This window comes from Stenotrophomonas lactitubi, from assembly GCF_002803515.1.
GTDB lineage: Bacteria > Pseudomonadota > Gammaproteobacteria > Xanthomonadales > Xanthomonadaceae > Stenotrophomonas > Stenotrophomonas lactitubi.
The window spans coordinates 2,276,450-2,292,964 of sequence record NZ_PHQX01000001.1; the positions used below are offsets into that span (position 1 = coordinate 2,276,450).

The 16,515-nt window shown below is 64.8% G+C and carries 15 protein-coding genes and 7 tRNA genes; 12 read left to right on the forward strand and 10 right to left on the reverse strand.

The genetic code is table 11. The annotated features are described in order from the left end of the window. Window positions 1–6: 6 nt before the first annotated feature. The 4 genes from CR156_RS10680 to CR156_RS10695 all read right to left on the reverse strand — a co-directional run bounded on the left by CR156_RS10680 (window position 7) and on the right by CR156_RS10695 (window position 4,800). Entirely contained in the window at window positions 7–1,449 is a 1,443-nt protein-coding gene (locus CR156_RS10680; protein ID WP_100552847.1) for a DcaP family trimeric outer membrane transporter, read from the reverse strand. Window positions 1,450–1,970: 521 nt separating this feature from the next. Further along, window positions 1,971–2,813 (reverse strand): thiol:disulfide interchange protein DsbG, encoded by an 843-nt coding sequence (gene dsbG / locus CR156_RS10685; RefSeq protein WP_100460336.1) that lies wholly within the window; start codon window positions 2,811–2,813, stop codon window positions 1,971–1,973. 30 nt (window positions 2,814–2,843) lie between these two features. After that, window positions 2,844–3,647: a TlpA disulfide reductase family protein gene (locus CR156_RS10690; RefSeq protein ID WP_100552848.1), complete on the reverse strand. Its 804-nt coding sequence runs from the start codon at window positions 3,645–3,647 to the stop codon at window positions 2,844–2,846. An 85-nt stretch (window positions 3,648–3,732) separates the two neighbouring features. After that, the gene (locus tag CR156_RS10695; protein WP_100552849.1) at window positions 3,733–4,800 is read right to left on the reverse strand and encodes a GlxA family transcriptional regulator; all 1,068 of its coding nucleotides are present in this window, start codon (window positions 4,798–4,800) and stop codon (window positions 3,733–3,735) included. A gap of 183 nt (window positions 4,801–4,983) precedes the next feature. Between CR156_RS10695 and CR156_RS10700 the strand changes: the two genes are divergently transcribed. From CR156_RS10700 to CR156_RS10730, 7 genes are all read left to right on the forward strand, one after another. Further along, the gene (locus CR156_RS10700) at window positions 4,984–5,382 is read left to right on the forward strand and encodes a MerR family transcriptional regulator (protein WP_089235984.1); all 399 of its coding nucleotides are present in this window, start codon (window positions 4,984–4,986) and stop codon (window positions 5,380–5,382) included. A 143-nt stretch (window positions 5,383–5,525) separates the two neighbouring features. After that, window positions 5,526–5,601: transfer RNA gene (locus CR156_RS10705), tRNA-Ala, on the forward strand. Between the two features lie 53 nt (window positions 5,602–5,654). Next, a tRNA-Glu gene (locus tag CR156_RS10710) sits at window positions 5,655–5,730 on the forward strand. 183 nt (window positions 5,731–5,913) lie between these two features. Next, window positions 5,914–5,989 (forward strand) — tRNA-Ala (locus CR156_RS10715). A gap of 49 nt (window positions 5,990–6,038) precedes the next feature. Beyond that, window positions 6,039–6,114, forward strand: a tRNA-Glu gene (locus CR156_RS10720). A gap of 44 nt (window positions 6,115–6,158) precedes the next feature. Further along, window positions 6,159–6,234: transfer RNA gene (locus tag CR156_RS10725), tRNA-Ala, on the forward strand. 49 nt (window positions 6,235–6,283) lie between these two features. Continuing rightward, a tRNA-Glu gene (locus tag CR156_RS10730) sits at window positions 6,284–6,359 on the forward strand. A gap of 63 nt (window positions 6,360–6,422) precedes the next feature. Here CR156_RS10730 and CR156_RS10735 read toward each other — a convergent pair. Next, window positions 6,423–6,839: a GNAT family N-acetyltransferase gene (locus CR156_RS10735; RefSeq protein WP_100552850.1), complete on the reverse strand. Its 417-nt coding sequence runs from the start codon at window positions 6,837–6,839 to the stop codon at window positions 6,423–6,425. A gap of 78 nt (window positions 6,840–6,917) precedes the next feature. On the opposite strand from CR156_RS10735, the gene CR156_RS10740 reads away from it, so the two are divergent. Next, on the forward strand, window positions 6,918–7,874 hold the full coding sequence (locus CR156_RS10740; RefSeq protein WP_165780989.1) for an SOS response-associated peptidase family protein: 957 nt from the start codon (window positions 6,918–6,920) through the stop codon (window positions 7,872–7,874). A 9-nt stretch (window positions 7,875–7,883) separates the two neighbouring features. Here CR156_RS10740 and CR156_RS10745 read toward each other — a convergent pair whose 3' ends face one another. Further along, the gene (locus CR156_RS10745) at window positions 7,884–8,264 is read right to left on the reverse strand and encodes a response regulator (protein WP_100460341.1); all 381 of its coding nucleotides are present in this window, start codon (window positions 8,262–8,264) and stop codon (window positions 7,884–7,886) included. Between the two features lie 140 nt (window positions 8,265–8,404). Here CR156_RS10745 and CR156_RS10750 point away from each other — a divergent pair. Next, window positions 8,405–8,490: transfer RNA gene (locus tag CR156_RS10750), tRNA-Leu, on the forward strand. Between the two features lie 81 nt (window positions 8,491–8,571). Beyond that, window positions 8,572–9,138 (forward strand): GNAT family N-acetyltransferase, encoded by a 567-nt coding sequence (locus CR156_RS10755; RefSeq protein WP_100552852.1) that lies wholly within the window; start codon window positions 8,572–8,574, stop codon window positions 9,136–9,138. A gap of 19 nt (window positions 9,139–9,157) precedes the next feature. On the opposite strand, the gene CR156_RS10760 is transcribed toward CR156_RS10755, so the two are convergent. Then, window positions 9,158–10,999 (reverse strand): methyl-accepting chemotaxis protein, encoded by a 1,842-nt coding sequence (locus CR156_RS10760; RefSeq protein WP_100552853.1) that lies wholly within the window; start codon window positions 10,997–10,999, stop codon window positions 9,158–9,160. Between the two features lie 254 nt (window positions 11,000–11,253). Next, window positions 11,254–11,547 carry a hypothetical protein gene (locus tag CR156_RS10765; RefSeq protein ID WP_100552854.1) on the reverse strand — a complete coding sequence of 98 codons (294 nt, stop codon included), beginning with the start codon at window positions 11,545–11,547 and terminating at the stop codon, window positions 11,254–11,256. 161 nt (window positions 11,548–11,708) lie between these two features. On the opposite strand from CR156_RS10765, the gene CR156_RS10770 reads away from it, so the two are divergent. Together CR156_RS10770 and CR156_RS10775 are read left to right on the forward strand one after the other, a co-directional pair. Beyond that, on the forward strand, window positions 11,709–12,797 hold the full coding sequence (locus tag CR156_RS10770) for a DUF5694 domain-containing protein (RefSeq protein ID WP_100552855.1): 1,089 nt from the start codon (window positions 11,709–11,711) through the stop codon (window positions 12,795–12,797). A gap of 57 nt (window positions 12,798–12,854) precedes the next feature. Further along, window positions 12,855–13,814: a right-handed parallel beta-helix repeat-containing protein gene (locus CR156_RS10775; protein WP_100552856.1), complete on the forward strand. Its 960-nt coding sequence runs from the start codon at window positions 12,855–12,857 to the stop codon at window positions 13,812–13,814. Here the strand turns inward: CR156_RS10775 and CR156_RS10780 are convergent. Continuing rightward, window positions 13,760–14,068 carry a hypothetical protein gene (locus CR156_RS10780; RefSeq protein WP_223880108.1) on the reverse strand — a complete coding sequence of 103 codons (309 nt, stop codon included), beginning with the start codon at window positions 14,066–14,068 and terminating at the stop codon, window positions 13,760–13,762. The two genes, CR156_RS10775 and CR156_RS10780, sit on opposite strands and share 55 nt — an antisense overlap. Before the next feature lie 62 nt (window positions 14,069–14,130). Further along, entirely contained in the window at window positions 14,131–16,332 is a 2,202-nt protein-coding gene (locus CR156_RS10785) for a PAS domain S-box protein (RefSeq protein WP_100552857.1), read from the reverse strand. Window positions 16,333–16,515 lie beyond the last annotated feature (183 nt).

A 16,515-nucleotide genomic window follows, 5' to 3' on the forward strand; every position in this document is an offset into this window, starting at 1 on the left:
TGGCGCCTACTTGATGAAGTTGTATTGCAGGCTGCCCTGCACCCGGACCGTGTCGCCGCGCGCTCCGCCCTGCTGCTGCAGGCGGCCGTACAGCAGCTCCATGCCCATCGTCCACGACGGAGCCGGGCTCCAGATCAGGTTGAACACGCCGTAGCGGCTTTGCCGGAATGCATCGGTCGGCAGCGCCGCATTGCGCTCCAGGGTCAGCTGGCCGTAGATCAGGTTCGAGCGCCACAGATCCGACCAGTAATGGGTGTAGCCGACGAAGCCACCGTGCAGGTCCAGCGCATCGATGCGTCCATCGGCATCCACCACGGCATCCAGGCCGGAGCCGGTGAGATCGGCGGTGTAGCGGCTCAGGCCGCGACCGCCCAGCGCGCCGAACAGCAGCAGATCGCGTTCCCCCACCGAGGCCGAGCCACTGAGCTGCGCGCCACCGGCAAAGACGCGGTCACGACGGGTATCGCCGTCGTAGGCCAGATTGCGTGCCACGACGCCCAGTTGCAGATGGCCCCAGTCGCGCTCCATGCGCGCGATGGCACTCACATCCGGCAGTCGATTGACCGCCGCCATCGCGTCGCTGGCGCCGGCCAGCTCGGTGTCCGGGTCTTCGGCGGCCAGCGTCAGGGTGTTGCCCTTGCCCAGCGCAAAGCTGTGATGGATACCGGCCACCAGCAGGTAGCCGGCGCCGCCGGGGCCAGCAAAATCCAGCGTGTCGGGCAGGCTGTCCGGATCCATGAAACTGGAATAGCCATAGCCTGCGTAGGTATTGCCCAGCTGGCCGTAGGCATGGCGCAGGCGGAATTCATAGCCATCGCTGCTGCCGAAGAAATCATTCTCCAGATAGAAGCGCAGGTTGCCGTGCGTGGTTGGACGCCGCGCCTCGAAGCTGAAACGCGTCTGCTTGGCGTGGATGTTGAAGTTCGAGACGTCGCGATGATTGCCGCCCACCGGCATCGACGAGGGAATGAACTGATCCTCGTCGCCCGCCCCGCGCGAATCCGCAATCGCATCGAGCTTGGCATAGCCGCCAATGCGGATCACGGTGTCGGTGCCGGGAATGGCAAAGAAGCCTTTCAGATCCGGATCGGTGGGGCCGGCGGCGCTGTCTGGACGCGAGGCTGCCGTTGAAGGATCGGCCACCGATTCACGCTGTGGCAGCACAGGAGGCGCCACGCCAGGCACTTGGGTAGGGTGCAGGATGCCGCTGGTGATTGGCACATTCATGGTCGCCTGCGCTGCAGCGGGCATCGGCGACGACGCTGCAACGGGAGCCGCAGCTGCATGCTCTTCGCGTCGTTCAAGCTGGTCCAGACGCTGCTGCATACCCTGCAGCGTCTGCCGCATCGCGTCGATCTCCCGACGCAATGCCTGCGCATCATCCTGTGCATGCAACGGCATCGCGGCCATCGCCGCCAGACACCCCAGACTCAGTACCGCCAAGCGCATTGCATCCTCCCTGGACTGTAACTCCCGCTGCCCGGCCGTGCAGCGCGCGTGCGCGGCCCCGACCTCAACGAGCCGTTGCTGGAAATGCGGGTACTGCGTGGACGACCGTTGCCAGCCTGCACGTTGCAGGCAACAGGGCAATGACACTGTCCCGATTGCCAACACTGCGCCGGAGTCGTTCCCACTGCAGCAGTGCTGCCGAAGGGGTGGCGACCGCAGCGGACTGGGTAACAAGCGCTGGGTGAGAATGTCGTGAATGGCATTGCGCGCACGCCCTCTGCAGGGCATGACGTGTGCGACATCCATAGCGCAGTGACGCTGTATTCCATGCGCCAAGGCTAGTTCGATTGTCGTTTTTGGCCTTGATTGGGATCAAAGCGAAATGCTTGATGTCAGTCACGATTCAGACGTGACATCTGTTCGTGACGTGCGCAGCCCTCATCGCCGGGACTGTCGCAGAAAGCAACAGGCCCACACGTTGCCGTGCGGGCCTGTTGCTCAAAACAGCATGTCGAGGTGCCTCAGCGCGGGCCGAGTACCGCCTGCAGATCGTTGCCCTGCGGAAGGCCAGCACGTCGCTGCACCTGGCCCTGTGCATCCTGGAACAGGATGCCCGGCGTGCCCTGGAAGCCCATCTCCACCATCAGCACCTGGTTGGCATCCAGCTTGGCTGCGATCTCCCGGCTGATGTTGGGCAGCGGCTTGATGCCACCACGATCGAACTGGTGCTCGTTCTCCAGCAGTGCCGCACTCGGATCGCGTGCGGCCATGATCGCCGCCGCCTTGGCCGGGCTGTCCTCACGGATCACGCCGACCATGATGTGGCGCAACTGCACCTTTCCTGCGTCCACCCAGGGGCGTGCAGCCTCCCAGAATTTGTGGCAGTAAGGGCAGTTGGCATCACTGAAGGTGTACACCACGCGCGGCGCATCAGCCTTGCCATCGCGTACCCAGGCACTGGTTTCAAGCTTGCTCCACATCTTGGCCGACATCGGCGCGGCAACCAGCTTCTCCAGCGTCTCGGCTGCAACTTCGTTGCCCTCGGCGTCGAACAGGCTGCCCACCAGCACGTGCTTGCCATCGGCGGTCACGTAAGCCGCCGCCGGCTGCTGGCCGCCGACCATGCCGGCAAAGCCGCGCAGGCCACCCGGCGCATCGAATTCGGAGACCACCTCGAAGCCATGCTTCTCGATGCCCTTCAGGACAGCCGGCAACTCGCCCTTCTTGGCGGCCGCCGATGCCGAAGCCGTTGCCGGTGCAGCGGCATCCTTGCCCGTCGGGGTCTGAGCCTGGCTGCAGGCAGCCAGCGCCAGCATGGCCGGCAGCATCAGCGTATGCGCGATGCGCGGGGAAATCGACAACATGGAAACTCCGTAGTGGGATGCCAGCGCAGGCTACCGCAGCCGGCGCAGTTTGTGTTCAAGACCGGCCTGGGTCAGTTCGCCGAGATGCAGTTCCTGCAACCTCCCCTGCGCATCGAAGAAGAGCGTGGAAGGGAAAGCCCGGACGTCCAGCGTGGTCGACGCAGCCGAAGCCTCATCCAGCAGGACGTTGCCCAGCGAGAGGTGTTCAGCAGCAAGAAAGGTCTGGACCTCCACAAGGGTCTCGCCCTGGTTGAGGAAGGCGAACTGGATATCGGCATGTTTCTGCTGCGCCGTCGCCAGCACCGGCATCTCCCGGCGGCACGGGCCACACCAGCTGGCCCACAGGTTCAGTACCAGAGGCTTGCCATGAAACGTCTGCAGTTCAATCGCCCTGCCCTGCAGGTCGACCACCTGCAGCGTGGGCAGTGGCATCTGCTTTGCCTGCCAGTACGCGAGCCCCTGGCTTGCCACGCCCCACAACAGCAACCCAACCAGCGCACCTGCCAGCACCGGCGCCCGCAACGGGCGCTGCCTGCGCAGCCGCCAAAGCGCCCAGGCAAATCCAGCGCCAACAACAACGGGAAGGTGGTACCCGCCATCGGCAATCTGCAGCACGCTCCAGGGAGCTTCACGATAGAGGCTGAAATGCGCTGCGACAAACGACAGCCGGCCACACAGCAGACCAACCAGCAACATGTCCAGCACCATCCCCGCTGCGGGCGGCCGAACCTGGCCAGGCTCACCACGCGACCAGATCCGCGCAATGGCCATCGCCAGCAGCAGGAAGATCAGGATCAATACCACCGGCATCGGCACCGGCCCAACACTCGACATCAGCTCACCCGCTCTTGCCTGCACAGACCCGCATGGTCAAAGCGTCGAGCCCGCGATGCAAGCACGACGCATTGAACCTTGTTCATCAAGCGGCGCTGCGACCCAGCTGCGTGCCCGGCGAGGCGCGCAGCCCCCGCAGGCTGCCGGCCACAGCAGGCGTCAGCGGACGATCGCGGCGTTTGCTGCTGACGTGGCGACGATAGTTGGCGGGCGTCATGCCGACAATGCGCAGGAACAGCCGGCGGAATGCGCTCTGGTCGGCGTAACCCACACCCCAGGCAACTTCATCGATGCTGGCGCCCTGCTGCAGCAACGTCTGCGCCTTCGCCACGCGCAGCCGCTGGCAATACTCGATGGGCCGCAGCCCGGTCGCCTTCAGGAAACGACGCTGCAGGGTACGCGGCTCCAATCCCGAGATCTCACAGATCGCCCCCAGCGTGGCCCCACGTGCAGCCGTGGTATGCAACCAGCGCTGCGCCTTCAGCACGTCACGGTCGCCGTGGGCGAAGTTGGCACTGAATCGCTCCAGATCCTGCTGGATGCCGACCGGCACCACGATGCCCAACTGCTGTGCCACCGCGCTGGCCACGCCCTGGCCATGCAGCCGGTACAGCAGGCGCAAGCCAAGAAAGCGCCAGGCCTGGGCGCCGCCCACGGTAAGCAGATCGCCGTCATCGACGAGTGCTCGCTCACTGGGCGCCCAGCTGCCGACCTGCACCTGCAGCGCCGGATGGCGGTTGAGGTCAGGACCGGACACCGTACGCCCGGTCAGCAGACCGGCCCGCGCCAGCACACTCACCCCCTCACCTGCGGCGGCCAGCAGGCTGCCGCCGTCGTAGTGGGCCCGCAACCAATCCAGCAGGACGTCCTCGGCACGCACCGACGTGCTGGAACTGACCTGCCCCGGCAAGGCGATCACCGCAGGAATTGCCGCGTCCAGCATCTCGGCACCGGCGATGCGATGCACGCCGGTATTGCTGGCGGGCACGATCCAGCGGGTCACCAGCACCCGCTTGCAGGGCCGCCGCTGCTGCTGTGCCAGACGATTGGCGACGTGTGCCATTTCGGCAAGCACCGATGCAGCCGACGGGTCGCCTCCGGGGTATTCAACCACCGCAACCTCGACGAATCCCTCGTTCCTGATTCCCTCCACTCCCCACCTCCTCTTCCGGTTCAGGCCGTCGAGCGGCCGGTTCAGGCGCAGGGTAGGAACTGCTTTGCCTTGGGGGATATGAAGAAAGTTGCAAAGTGTGCTGAATAGGCGGCGCGGGCAAAGCCTTGACTCTTGACCAGAGTCCAGGGATGACTATGCACGGCAGGTCCCAAGGAGTCCGCCGTGAACATTGGTCAGTTGGCACGTCAGGCCGGCGTTCCCATCGATACCGTCCGCTACTACGAACGTCAGCAGCTTCTGCCCACCGCAGCGCGCTCGGCAGGTGGCTACCGCATCTTCGGCGAGCAGGACCTGCGACGCCTGCGCTTCATCCGCCGGGCAAAGGCGTTGGGCTTCAGTCTCGATGAGATCGGTGAACTGCTTTCCCTCAGCGACCATCCTCCGCAGGACATGGGCAGCGTGCGTGACACCGCACGAATACGCCTGCAGGACATCGAACTGCGGATGGCAGAGCTGCAGCGCATGCATGGCGCGCTCTCCCAGCTGGTCGATGCCTGCCCTGGACATGGCGCCCTCGACCAGTGCCCGATCCTGGCAGCGCTGACCGGGGAAGACCGCTGAACCCTTCGCTTCTGCATCGACACATGTGCTGCCCGCATGCAGAAAACGCAGCTGCGCCACCGCGCGCGCTACGTGAAGAAAAGTGCAACAAAGCGCTTGCCAACCCCCGGGGGCACAGCTATTATTTCGCTCCTCAGCGACGTGGGGCCATAGCTCAGCTGGGAGAGCGCCTGCATGGCATGCAGGAGGTCAGCGGTTCGATCCCGCTTGGCTCCACCATACTTTCGGCATTAGGCCGTCGAAAGGTCGCAAAGAACATTGATGAGATCTGCGTCCCCATCGTCTAGAGGCCTAGGACATCACCCTTTCACGGTGGCGACCGGGGTTCGAATCCCCGTGGGGACGCCACTCATCATGAACAACGAGGACCCGGCCGATAACCGGGTCTTTTTTGTTCACCGCCCACCGGCATTCAGGTTGTGGCGTCGGAACGCTCCCTGCCCTTGTGGCAATGAACGGTTCGATGAAAAAGCTTCAAAAAAAGCTTCCACAAATGTGAACAGGCAGGTATGATAGGCGGCTCGGTAACACGGGGCCATAGCTCAGCTGGGAGAGCGCCTGCATGGCATGCAGGAGGTCAGCGGTTCGATCCCGCTTGGCTCCACCACTTTCGACATTAGGCCGTCGAGAGTTCTACAACTTGAAGTTTTTCGTGCGTCCCCATCGTCTAGAGGCCTAGGACATCACCCTTTCACGGTGGCGACCGGGGTTCGAATCCCCGTGGGGACGCCAGTTTCAAAAAGGACCCTGCTCCCAGCAGGAATCCGAAGTTTCATGGGGCCATAGCTCAGCTGGGAGAGCGCCTGCATGGCATGCAGGAGGTCAGCGGTTCGATCCCGCTTGGCTCCACCACTTTCGGCATTAGGCCGTCGAAAGTTCTACAACTTGAAGTTTTTCGTGCGTCCCCATCGTCTAGAGGCCTAGGACATCACCCTTTCACGGTGGCGACCGGGGTTCGAATCCCCGTGGGGACGCCAATCTTTGAAACCCCGGCTTCGGCCGGGGTTTTTCTTTGCCTGCGATTCCGCGGTGACCGCACCTCAGAACCGGCGATACATGCCGATCGAGGCTGGCGCGGTCGGCGCAAAGCCAAACTGCGCATACAGCCGATGCGCTTCGCCATCGGCCAACAGACTCACGTACGCCGACGGCGGCAGGTTGCCCTGCATCCAGTCGCTCAGACGCTGCATCACCGCCTTGCCCAGACCCTGACCCTGCAGACGAGGCAGCACGGCGATATCGCAGACCTGCAGATGGCAACCGCCATCGCCGATGATCCGGCCCATCGCTACCAGCTCGCTGCCCTGGTAGGCACAGACGCCGAAGACGGTGTTGGGCAATGCCCGCGTCGCCGCCTCATGCGTCTTTGCGCTGAGGCCGGCCAATGCGCGCAGCTGGCAGTAGTCCTCGACCGTCGGCACCGCCTCGCGGAACTGGATCGTCTGTGGATCATTCATGCAACGTCTCCTGGAAGGTCGGGCTATCCTGCCGCATCCACGTCGCAGCCGCTGCGACCCATCTTCCGGCAGAGTCCCATGTGCTATTCCGCCCTGATCCGCGCCGACTACGCCAAGCTGGTGCGCGAGTTCGGCGCCGTCCTCTCCCTGGAGGAATTCGCCGAACTCTATGCGCATGATCCCGGCAAGAAACGGCCGAAGACGCCAAAAGCCATGGACGACGGATTTGCAGGTGCGCGTACCGAACTAGGCCGCGACATCGTGGCGAAGATCCAGCAATGGCATGCACAGGAGCGGCAGCAGCTGCAGGCCGAACTGGAACGGCAGCTTGAACGTCGCGACATCGCCAATGCGACCCTGGCCACCCGACCCACGCAGAAGGCGCGCAATGACCTGCGCGTTGCCGGCAACCGCATCGACCGCGCGCAGGCACGGCTGGACGACCTGCATCGGGAACAGCTGCTGCCACGTGACAATCGTATTTTCCCCGGTACCTATGCACCGGTGATGGTCAGCGAGAATGGCCGGCGCGTGATCAAACCCATGCGCTATCAATGCCGGCTGCCGGACAAGCCTGCGCGCAGCGATGTGCTCTACCCGGGCACCTACAATGCGCGACGGGACAGCCTGGAAGGCTATTGGCGCGGGGCCTTCGGACTGCGCCATGGCGTGGTGGTGGTACAGGCCTTCTACGAACACGTACCTCGCCACGCCATTGCCGGCCGCACCTTGCACAATGACGAGAAGGCACAGGACGCAGTGCTGGAATTCCGCCCCGACCCGCCGCGCGACCTGCTGCTGGCCTGCCTGTGGGCCGAATGGGACGGTCCGGAAGGACGCCTGCTGTCTTTCGCCACCATCACCGATGCACCATCAATCGATGTCGCCGCTGCCGGCCATGACCGGGGTGTACTGCCGATCCGCGCCGAGCATCTGGACGCATGGCTCAACCCGGATCCGGACAACCTGGCTGCACAGTACGCCATCCTCGACGACCGCGAGGACATCCGTTACGTCTACGAAGAAGCCGCTTGAGCGGCTGGGTCAGGCGTTGGCGCTGGAACGCCCAACGGCGCGAACCAAGGCCTTGGAGAGTTCCGCCGACAGGTAGGGCTTGATCAGCAGCACGCCGGATTGCATCGCGACCGGCAGTTGTTCAGCGGCCATGCCGGTGGCGAGCACGAACGGCACGCCGCGCGCAGCCAGCGCCGCAGCAACCGGTTCGCTGGTCTCGTTGTGGGCCAAGCGGTAATCCAGCAGGGCCACATCAGGGGCGGCCTCTTCCAGCAAGCGCAGCGCCTCGGCAACGGACGCGGCCAGGCCGACGACCAGAGCGCCGGACTGCACCAGCTGCATCTGCAGCAGGGCTGCACTCATTTCATCGTTTTCGACTACCAGCACCCGCAGGTCCTGCAACGCTGACATAGCGCTATCGCTCCTGTGCCTGTTAAGCCTTGCCAGTATAGCCAGCAGCCAGCTGATACCGACAATTCAACGCCATTTCGGCCCCGTTCGCCCGCACCTCTATGAACACCCGCCGAGCTCGGGTACACTAGCCCGCTGCTGCCGGTGTGGCGGAATGGTATACGCAGCTGACTCAAAATCAGCCGGGGGTGACCCCATGAAGGTTCGAGTCCTTTCACCGGCACCACGATCAAAGGCCAGGTCCACGACCTGGCCTTTGTCGTTTCCGGTCTTGCCCTGCCCGACCGACGCCGCCGACACTCGAGCGATGGCAACACACTCCAGTCCAATCCTTCCCTCAGCGCTCCAGGCCCACCTGCGCGAACTGGTCCCGCAGGACGCTGTCGCCTGGTCGAACTACCTGTCGCTGCCGGGCGTGATCGAGCACACCAGCTGGGGCGATGTCTCTGTAGAGGCTCTGCAGCGGCAGATCGTCGACCATGCGCGCAGCACGCGATGCCGCCGCTGGGCGATCCTCGACAGCGGCGACCAACTGCTCGGCACCGTCGGCCTCAACGACATCGACATCGAGCACCACCGCGCCGAACTGGCCTACGACCTGTCCCCTGACCAGCAGGGACGCGGGCTGGCGACCGGTGCGGCGCGCGCGGTCATCGCCTGGGCGCATACCGCACTGGGTTGCGTGCGCATCCAGGCCACCGTACTCGACAGCAATCTGCGATCCATTGCCGTGCTCGAACGCGCAGGCATGCAACGCGAGGGATTGCTGCAGTCGTATCGCCATGTCCGTGGGCAACCGCGCGATTTCTGGATGTATGCGCACACTCACCCGCAGCTGCATGGCGGCCAGGGCGAAGGCCGCGCCGCCCCATAGGCCGGCGCGGTCCTGCGCGCTACACCACCCGCAGCGCCGGCGCATGCACGCCATGTCCATGCCCTGCACCAGAGCCCGCGTGCACACGGAACCCTGCCACCGTCTGCAACAGCTGCGAGGACTGCTCCTCCATGCTGCGCGCGGCCGCTGAGGCCTCTTCCACCAGCGCCGCATTCTGCTGCGTGCCCTGGTCGATCAGATCCACTGCGTGGTTCATCTGCTGGATGTCGTCACTCTGCTGTTGCGCAGCGGCGCTGATCTCGGTCATCAGGTCACTGACCCGACGCACGTCGACCACGATCTCGTCCATGGTCCGCCCTGCGCTCTCGACCTGCGCCGTTCCGGCGCCGACGTTGGCAACCGACGCATCGATCAGCTGCTTGATTTCCTTCGCTGCACCCGCCGAGCGCTGCGAGAGCTCGCGGATTTCGGTGGCGACCACGGCGAAACCACGACCATGCTCACCGGCACGCGCCGCTTCCACGGCCGCGTTCAATGCCAGGATGTTGGTCTGGAACGCAATGCCATCGATCACGCCAATGATGTCGACGATGCGACGCGAAGAGGCGTTGATCACCGCCATCGTCGAGACCACTTCATGTACCACCTGGCCGCCGCGTGCGGCCACATCGGCGGCGCCGCCCGCCAGTTGGCTGGCCTGGCGTGCGTTGGTCGCAGTGCGCTGCACGGTCTCGGCCAGCCCCTTCATCGACACTGCGGTCTCTTCCAGCGACGCCGCCTGCTGCTCGGTGCGCTGGGACAGGTCGTTGTTGCCTTCGGCGATTTCGCTCGCACCCACCGCAATGGTGTCCGCGGCGAACTTGATCTGGCCGATGATTCCGGCCATTGCTTCGACCAGCGCGTTGACGCCGCCGCACAGTTCGGCGATCGGGCCGCTCTTGTCGGCCATGGCGATGCTCCGGGTCAGGTCGCCCTCCTTTGCCGACGCCACCACCTCGCGCGTCTGCGCCACGGCACGCTGCATGGCCTGGCTCTCATGCACCTGCGCGGTGATGTCGGTGGCGTACTTGACGACCTTGAACGGCCGCCCGCCCGCGTCGAGGATCGGGTTGTACGACGCCTGGATCCACACTTCGCGGCCGCCTTTGCCCAGCCGCCGGTACTGGCCTGCGTCGTACTCGCCAGAGCCGAGCTTTTCCCAGAACCGGCGATACTCGACACTGGCCCGGTAGTCGGGCTCGACGAACAGCGAATGATGCTGGCCGCGTACTTCTTCCAGCGTATAGCCGGTGGCGGCCAGGAAGTTGGCATTGGCCGTGAGGATGCGGCCATCCATGCTGAACTCGATGACTGCCTGCGATTTATCGATGGCGGCCAGCTGCCCCGCCGACTCGGCTGCCTGCTGCTTCTGCGCCGTGATGTCAGTCGCGAACTTGACAACCTTGTATGGTCGCCCGTGCTGGTCAAGCACCGGGTTGTAGGAGGCCTGGATCCAGATCTCACGCCCACCCTTGCCGAAGCGCCGGTACTGTCCTGCATCGAATTCACCGCGGCCGAGTCGCGCCCAGAAGTCGCGGTATCCGGTACTGCGCGCGTCCTCAGGATCGACGAACAGGGAGTGATGCCTGCCCTGGATCTCATCCAGGCGATATCCCACTGCCTGCAGGAAGTTGTCATTGGCCTGCAGGATGGTGCCGTCGAGCGCGAACTCGATGACCGCCTGCACCCGATGCAGTGCAGCAACCTGGGCCTCAAGCTCGACGTGTCGCCGATGCTGTTCGGCCACCTCCGTGGCGCGGCGCTGCCTGCCCAACACCCCCTGCAGCGCGCGCAGGGGAGACCAACGGGTGAGCACTTCGGCCGGCGCCTGAGCACCTTCCATGGAGCCTGAAATAAGCATCGTCTGATCCTCGGTGTCCGGGTAGCGGTTGCGACCCGCCGGGCGGGATGCCCGGCGGCAACTTCGATTGCCTGGGACTGCAGACGCCGGAAGGCGTCACTCGAGCGACTGGCAGAAACAGTACGGCAGCTGCGATCGTCATCAAACAGCGGCGGAGCACACGGCACGGGCCGCCCATCGGAGGCAGCCTCGGGTCCGGCAGCGGGAGCCAGCAGCGGGCTCCAGAGAAGGTATCGGCGCGGCGGCCAACAACTTTAGGGGGCCAGCCCCTGGTCGGCAGCGCGCCGCAGAACCCAGCGCAGCAGCATCGTTGCCAGCACCGCCGGCAGGTAGCCCAGACTGCCGCAGACGACCAGCAGGGAAGGTCCCACCAGTGGCCCGCCACCACCCAGGAACCAGTTGCGGGTGGCGAGGATGTACAACGCGAACGGCACCAGCAGCAACGGTGCCAGCCGCAACAGCTGCCACCGCCATCTGCCCGGACCGATCCAGCCAGCCAGTGCACCAAGCACGGCACCTGCGGCTACGATGGGGGCGATTTCATCCATGACGCGCTTCCGGAAGTCTTCCAGCCACCATTCTGGACCAGCGCCGACGGAAAGGGGATGCGACAGGCACGCAGAAGGTTGCAATGACCATCGGGACATCCCTTGCCGGCGCGCTGCCGGCGAGCATGTGCCCACTGACTGGATTTTTCCTGGGAGGCAGCATGCTTCGACGCTTGAACGCCATCATCATCCTCAGCCTGTGCAGTGCCGGCGCATTGGCCAGCGACGCGGGGTTCCGTCCCAGCTTTCATCCCGACCAGCTGAAGGGACCACCTGCCGGTCGCCACAACGAAGTACTGGTGCTTGGGACAGCACATCTGTCGGAACTGCCAAAGACCTTCGAGCCGGCCATGCTGGAGCCCTTGCTGCAGCGCCTGGCACGTTGGCGCCCGCAGGCGATTGCCACCGAAAACCTGTCCGGCCTGCAGTGCGACTTCATGCGTCGCAATCCCAGCCGCTATGCCGAAAGCGTTGAAACCTACTGCTACGACACCGATGAGGCCCGCGTCGCCACCGGCCTCGACGTGCCCAGCGCGAACGCCGAGATGGGACGCCTGCTGTCGGCATGGCCGGCAAGCCCGACAGCAGCGCAGCGTAGGCACCTGGCCGCGGTGTTCCTGGCCGCTGGCGAGCGCGGATCGGCGCAGGTGCAATGGCTGCGCCTGCCTGTGCAGGACCGGATCGCCGGCGACGGCCTGGATGCTGCGCTGGTCGCGATTCTCGACAAGAGCCTGACCCGCCGCAATGAAACCAACCTTGTGGCGGCAGTCCTCGCTGCCCGCCTGGGGCTGGAACGCCTGTGGGCAGTGGACGACCACACCGCCGATTCGCCCACCCCACCCGAGGACGAGAAGGCAGCACGCGAAGCGATCATGAAGGCCTGGGACAATCCGCACGCAAACGCACGGCGCGACGCCGACGAGCCGCTGTATGCAAATGTCGACAAGGTCGGTGGCGTACTGGACCTGTACCGTGCCTACAACCGCCCCGACGTCGGCTTGCAGGCCTACCAGGCGGACTTCGGCGCGGCGCTGGTCGAGCCCTCCTCCCAGGGCTTTGGTCGCAACTATGTGGGCTACTGGGAAACCCGCAACCTGCGCATGGTCGCCAACATCCGCGAAGTGCTGGGCCAGCAGCCGGGAACGCGCCTGCTGGCGATCGTTGGTGCCTCACACAAGGGCTATTACGAGGCCTACCTCAACATGATGCACGACGTGCAGCTGGTCAGCTCGGACGAAGTGCTGCGTTGACAGAGGAAACGCTGGGTGCGATATCGTGGATGGGACTGTCCACTGGAAGGAGCCGTTATGAAGAAATGGATCCCTGCCGCATTCGCGGCATTCGGCTTGGCCGCGGCGCTGCAGGCCGCTGCTTGTGACCTCACTCTCGACAACGGCGGCGACCTTGCTGGCGCGGTCGCCAGCGCGCCAGGCAAGAAGATCTGCCTCAGGCCAGGCCAGTACGTCGCCGGCCCGGCGCCTCTGGAGATTCCTGCCGGGACCACCATTGAAGGACTTGGAGCCACCATGGCCGAGGTGGTGGTCTCAGCCTACGGTGCACCACAGAAGGCCATAGGCCTCGGCAGCAACACAATGCTGCACAACTTCACGCTGACGACCGGGGCAGGCGGAAACTTCGGCGTGCTGGCCTACCACCAGGACCGCGTCATCATCTGGAGTCTGGATATCGTCGGCTTCCAGATCAGCGCCGGTGTGGTTGGAGGCAATGGCGTGGAGATCTGGGATACGTTCATGCGTGGAAACGGCATTGCCGGCAATGCGACGGCGGATCCCAATCTATGGATCACCGACTCCCGCGACGTCACGATCCTTTACGGACAGCTCACAGGCCGCAAGGATGGTCCAGGCGGCGATGGTGAGATGGCCATATACAACTCCAGCAACGTCATGATTGACGGCGCACGGGTCATCGATTCGGGGGCCAGCGCCATCTATCTAGTGAACTGTGTCGACTGCACCGTCAAGAACTCGGTGATTGAACGGCCAGGAGAATGGGGTATCGACGTCGTGCAAGGGTCACACCGATTCCTCGCCGACAACAACTACGTCAACGGCGCGAACTATGGTGGTGCGGTGTTTGAAACTTCCGGCGGCGCCACCGCAACGTTCCGCTCGAACCGATTTATTCTCAATCGACGCATGGGCGTGGGCAACTGCAACGGCATCAATGCAAAGGGAGGTACTGCAGGCATTCAGTCGATCGGCAATACATCCATGCCGTCGGGCGATCTCTGCTCATTCCCCTGAAGCACGGGCAAGGGGGCAGAAGCCATAGGCGCCTCGTCCCTGCCCGCTTTCCACAGAACGATGCTGGCCACACATATACAGGCCAGCGTCACTACCAGCAACACCAATGCTCCGCCCTGCAGAATGGGCAGAACAGCCTGCGCGCGCAGGTCATCGCGCAGCTGCTCCAGGCGCAGGCAGGCAGCCGAGGTCAGGCACCAACCGACCAGAGCAGGAGCAAAGGCGCGCATCGCCGCCGAGTCGCAGAAGTTCATTTGATCACCTGAGGATGTGGGCGTTGGCGCAGTATTCGCCGCGCCCCTCTCACAGGTTGAGATCAGCCGTCGCCAAGGTCGCTGCCGTCCGCCGGCGAGCCGCCGGGCAGTTCACTGGTTTCGCCCTGCACCTGCACGTTGTTGCGGCCCATCGCCTTGGCCCGGTAGCACTGGGCATCGGCGGCCGCGACGGCCTGGTCCACGCTCATGCCGGCAGCAAGCGGCGCGATGCCGATGCTGGCGCCGATCCGCAGCTGATGCTGGTCCCACGGAATGGACAGGCTGGACAGGGTGTGCAGCAGTTCACCACCGATGCGCGCCGCGCGCCGCGGGCTGCACCCGGACAGGATCACCGCGAATTCGTCACCGCCCAGGCGCGCCACCACATCCGAATCGCGTACACCATGACGCAGCACGCTGGCCACGGCCCACAGCACTGCGTCGCCGGCCAGGTGCCCAAAGGTATCGTTGACCGGCTTGAACCGGTCCAGGTCGATATACATCAGCGAAGCCGCCTGGCCCGTCCGCTCGACCCGTGTGATCGCCTGCTGCAGGTGCACTTCGAAGCCGCGGCGGTTACCCAGTTCGGTCAGCGGGTCCATCTCCGCCAGGTGTCTCGCCTCGCGTTCGCGTGCACGCTGCTGCGTATCATCGCGCAACACCCACACGGCGCCGCGCACATGCCCTTCGTCGTCACGCAACCAGGCCCGGGTGAGGTCCACCGGTACTGTCGCCGCCCCCATCCGCAGCAGCAGATCGGCGTGCAGGTCCACGGCATTGCTTTCCGGATCCAACAGTACGCTGACGTCGAGCTGCGATTGCGGTGCGTATTCGGTGGTCAACGAAAGCACGTCCTGCACGAGATGCCCGGCCAGTGACAGTGCGCCATCGCCGGCAAGCATTCGCACGGCAGCCGCGTTTGCATATTCGATGCGGCCATCCAATGCAACGCTGAGCACCAGGTCGGCGACGGCATCGAGGGTGATGCGGCTGCGCTGTTCGCTTTCGAACAGGCGCTGCTCGCTGCTGCGCTGCGCGCTGACATCCTGGATCTGCGACACGAAATGCAGCGGTTCGCCGCGCTCATTGCGTACCAGCGATACCGACAGCCGCGCCCATATGGTGTTGCCATCACGTCCCACGTAGCGCTTTTCAAGGTGATAGTGGGTGCGTCGCCCCGCCAGCAGATCCTGCACCAGGGCCAGGTCGGTCTGCAGATCGGCCGGATGGGTCAACCGCTGGAAATCGACCTGCAGCAGCTCCTCGCGCGGGTAGCCAAGAATGCGGCACAGCGCATCGTTGACATCCAGCCAGCGACCTTCCAGCGACACCAGTGCCATGCCCAGTGCCGCCGAGGTGAACGCACCGGCGAACTTGTCCGCCGCAAGACGTGCCTCGGCGCGGGCCTGCAGGATTTCAGTGATGTCGATGGCCATGCCGACATAGCCGATGCGCTCGCCATCGGCGCCATCCATGCGGCTGATCGACAGGCGCACTTGGCGACGCTGGCCATCCTTGCGCAGCAGCGTCCACTGCCGCGAATACGTCTGGCCGTCGGCGCGGGCACTAAGTGCCTCGAACACCCCGGGAACCTGTCCGTCAGCGGTCGCCAGCGGTCGCAGCCACGCCTGCAGTTCAACCGGGTCGTGGAAGGCGTCCAGCCGGCGCCCACCCACTACTTCAGCAGCGGTGTAGCCGAGCAGCCGCTGCGCACCCGTGTTGAACAGGGTGATGGTGCCGTCGGTGTCGGTGGCGATCACCGCCACTTCGTCGGATGCATCCACCACTGCCTGCAGGCGCTGGCGCATTTCGGCCGCGTCCTGGCGCGCCCGCTGCAGTTCGGTGACGTCGGCATGGGCACCGGCCATCCATAGCGGCCTGCCCTGCCCGTCCCACTCGAACACCCGTCCGCGGTCGTGAATCCAGATCCATTCGCCATTCCTGTGGCGCATCCGCAACAGGCAGACATAGTGGTCGGTGCGGCCATCGAAGTGGTCCTGCAGAGCCGCATCGGACAGCGCCAGATCATCCGGATGCACCAGCGCGATGAACGTCTTCTGGCAGATCGGCTCCAGCTCGTCCAACCGGTAGCCGACGATCTCGGCCCAGCGTTCGTTGACCCGCATCTGTCCGCTCTGGACGTTCCATTCCCAGGTGCCGGCCGCGGTGCCCTCGATGATCATCGCCAGGCGACGGCGCTCTTCGGCCAGTTCCTGCAGCCGGCGCTCCAGCAGTGCGTTGCCGCTGCTGCCCTGATCGGCCATCAGCCGCCTCCCCTGCAGACGCAGCTGCCCGCAGGCCGTGGCGAGGCGCCACAGCGGTCACGGAACAAGGCGGATGGTGCTGACGGCATGGCCTCCCCAGCGACAGCGGGGCCCCAAGCCCCCTTTCCAGCGCAAGTGTGCGCATTGCCGGGGAACATCGACAAGTCCCCCACCCGGCCGTGC

What these genes read in the sequence shown, in the direction of transcription:
- CR156_RS10735 (WP_100552850.1), bottom strand. Translation starts at nt 6,839, where the DNA reads ATGAATGATCCACAGACGATCCAGTTCCGCGAGGCGGTGCCGACGGTC.
- dsbG (WP_100460336.1), bottom strand. Translation starts at nt 2,813, where the DNA reads ATGTTGTCGATTTCCCCGCGCATCGCGCATACGCTGATGCTGCCGGCC.
- CR156_RS10775 (WP_100552856.1), top strand. Translation starts at nt 12,855, where the DNA reads ATGAAGAAATGGATCCCTGCCGCATTCGCGGCATTCGGCTTGGCCGCG.
- CR156_RS10785 (WP_100552857.1), bottom strand. Translation starts at nt 16,332, where the DNA reads ATGGCCGATCAGGGCAGCAGCGGCAACGCACTGCTGGAGCGCCGGCTG.
- CR156_RS10760 (WP_100552853.1), bottom strand. Translation starts at nt 10,999, where the DNA reads ATGCTTATTTCAGGCTCCATGGAAGGTGCTCAGGCGCCGGCCGAAGTG.
- CR156_RS10740 (WP_165780989.1), top strand. Translation starts at nt 6,918, where the DNA reads ATGTGCTATTCCGCCCTGATCCGCGCCGACTACGCCAAGCTGGTGCGC.
- CR156_RS10770 (WP_100552855.1), top strand. Translation starts at nt 11,709, where the DNA reads ATGCTTCGACGCTTGAACGCCATCATCATCCTCAGCCTGTGCAGTGCC.
- CR156_RS10755 (WP_100552852.1), top strand. Translation starts at nt 8,572, where the DNA reads ATGGCAACACACTCCAGTCCAATCCTTCCCTCAGCGCTCCAGGCCCAC.
- CR156_RS10680 (WP_100552847.1), bottom strand. Translation starts at nt 1,449, where the DNA reads ATGCGCTTGGCGGTACTGAGTCTGGGGTGTCTGGCGGCGATGGCCGCG.
- CR156_RS10765 (WP_100552854.1), bottom strand. Translation starts at nt 11,547, where the DNA reads ATGGATGAAATCGCCCCCATCGTAGCCGCAGGTGCCGTGCTTGGTGCA.
- CR156_RS10780 (WP_223880108.1), bottom strand. Translation starts at nt 14,068, where the DNA reads ATGAACTTCTGCGACTCGGCGGCGATGCGCGCCTTTGCTCCTGCTCTG.
- CR156_RS10690 (WP_100552848.1), bottom strand. Translation starts at nt 3,647, where the DNA reads ATGTCGAGTGTTGGGCCGGTGCCGATGCCGGTGGTATTGATCCTGATC.
- CR156_RS10745 (WP_100460341.1), bottom strand. Translation starts at nt 8,264, where the DNA reads ATGTCAGCGTTGCAGGACCTGCGGGTGCTGGTAGTCGAAAACGATGAA.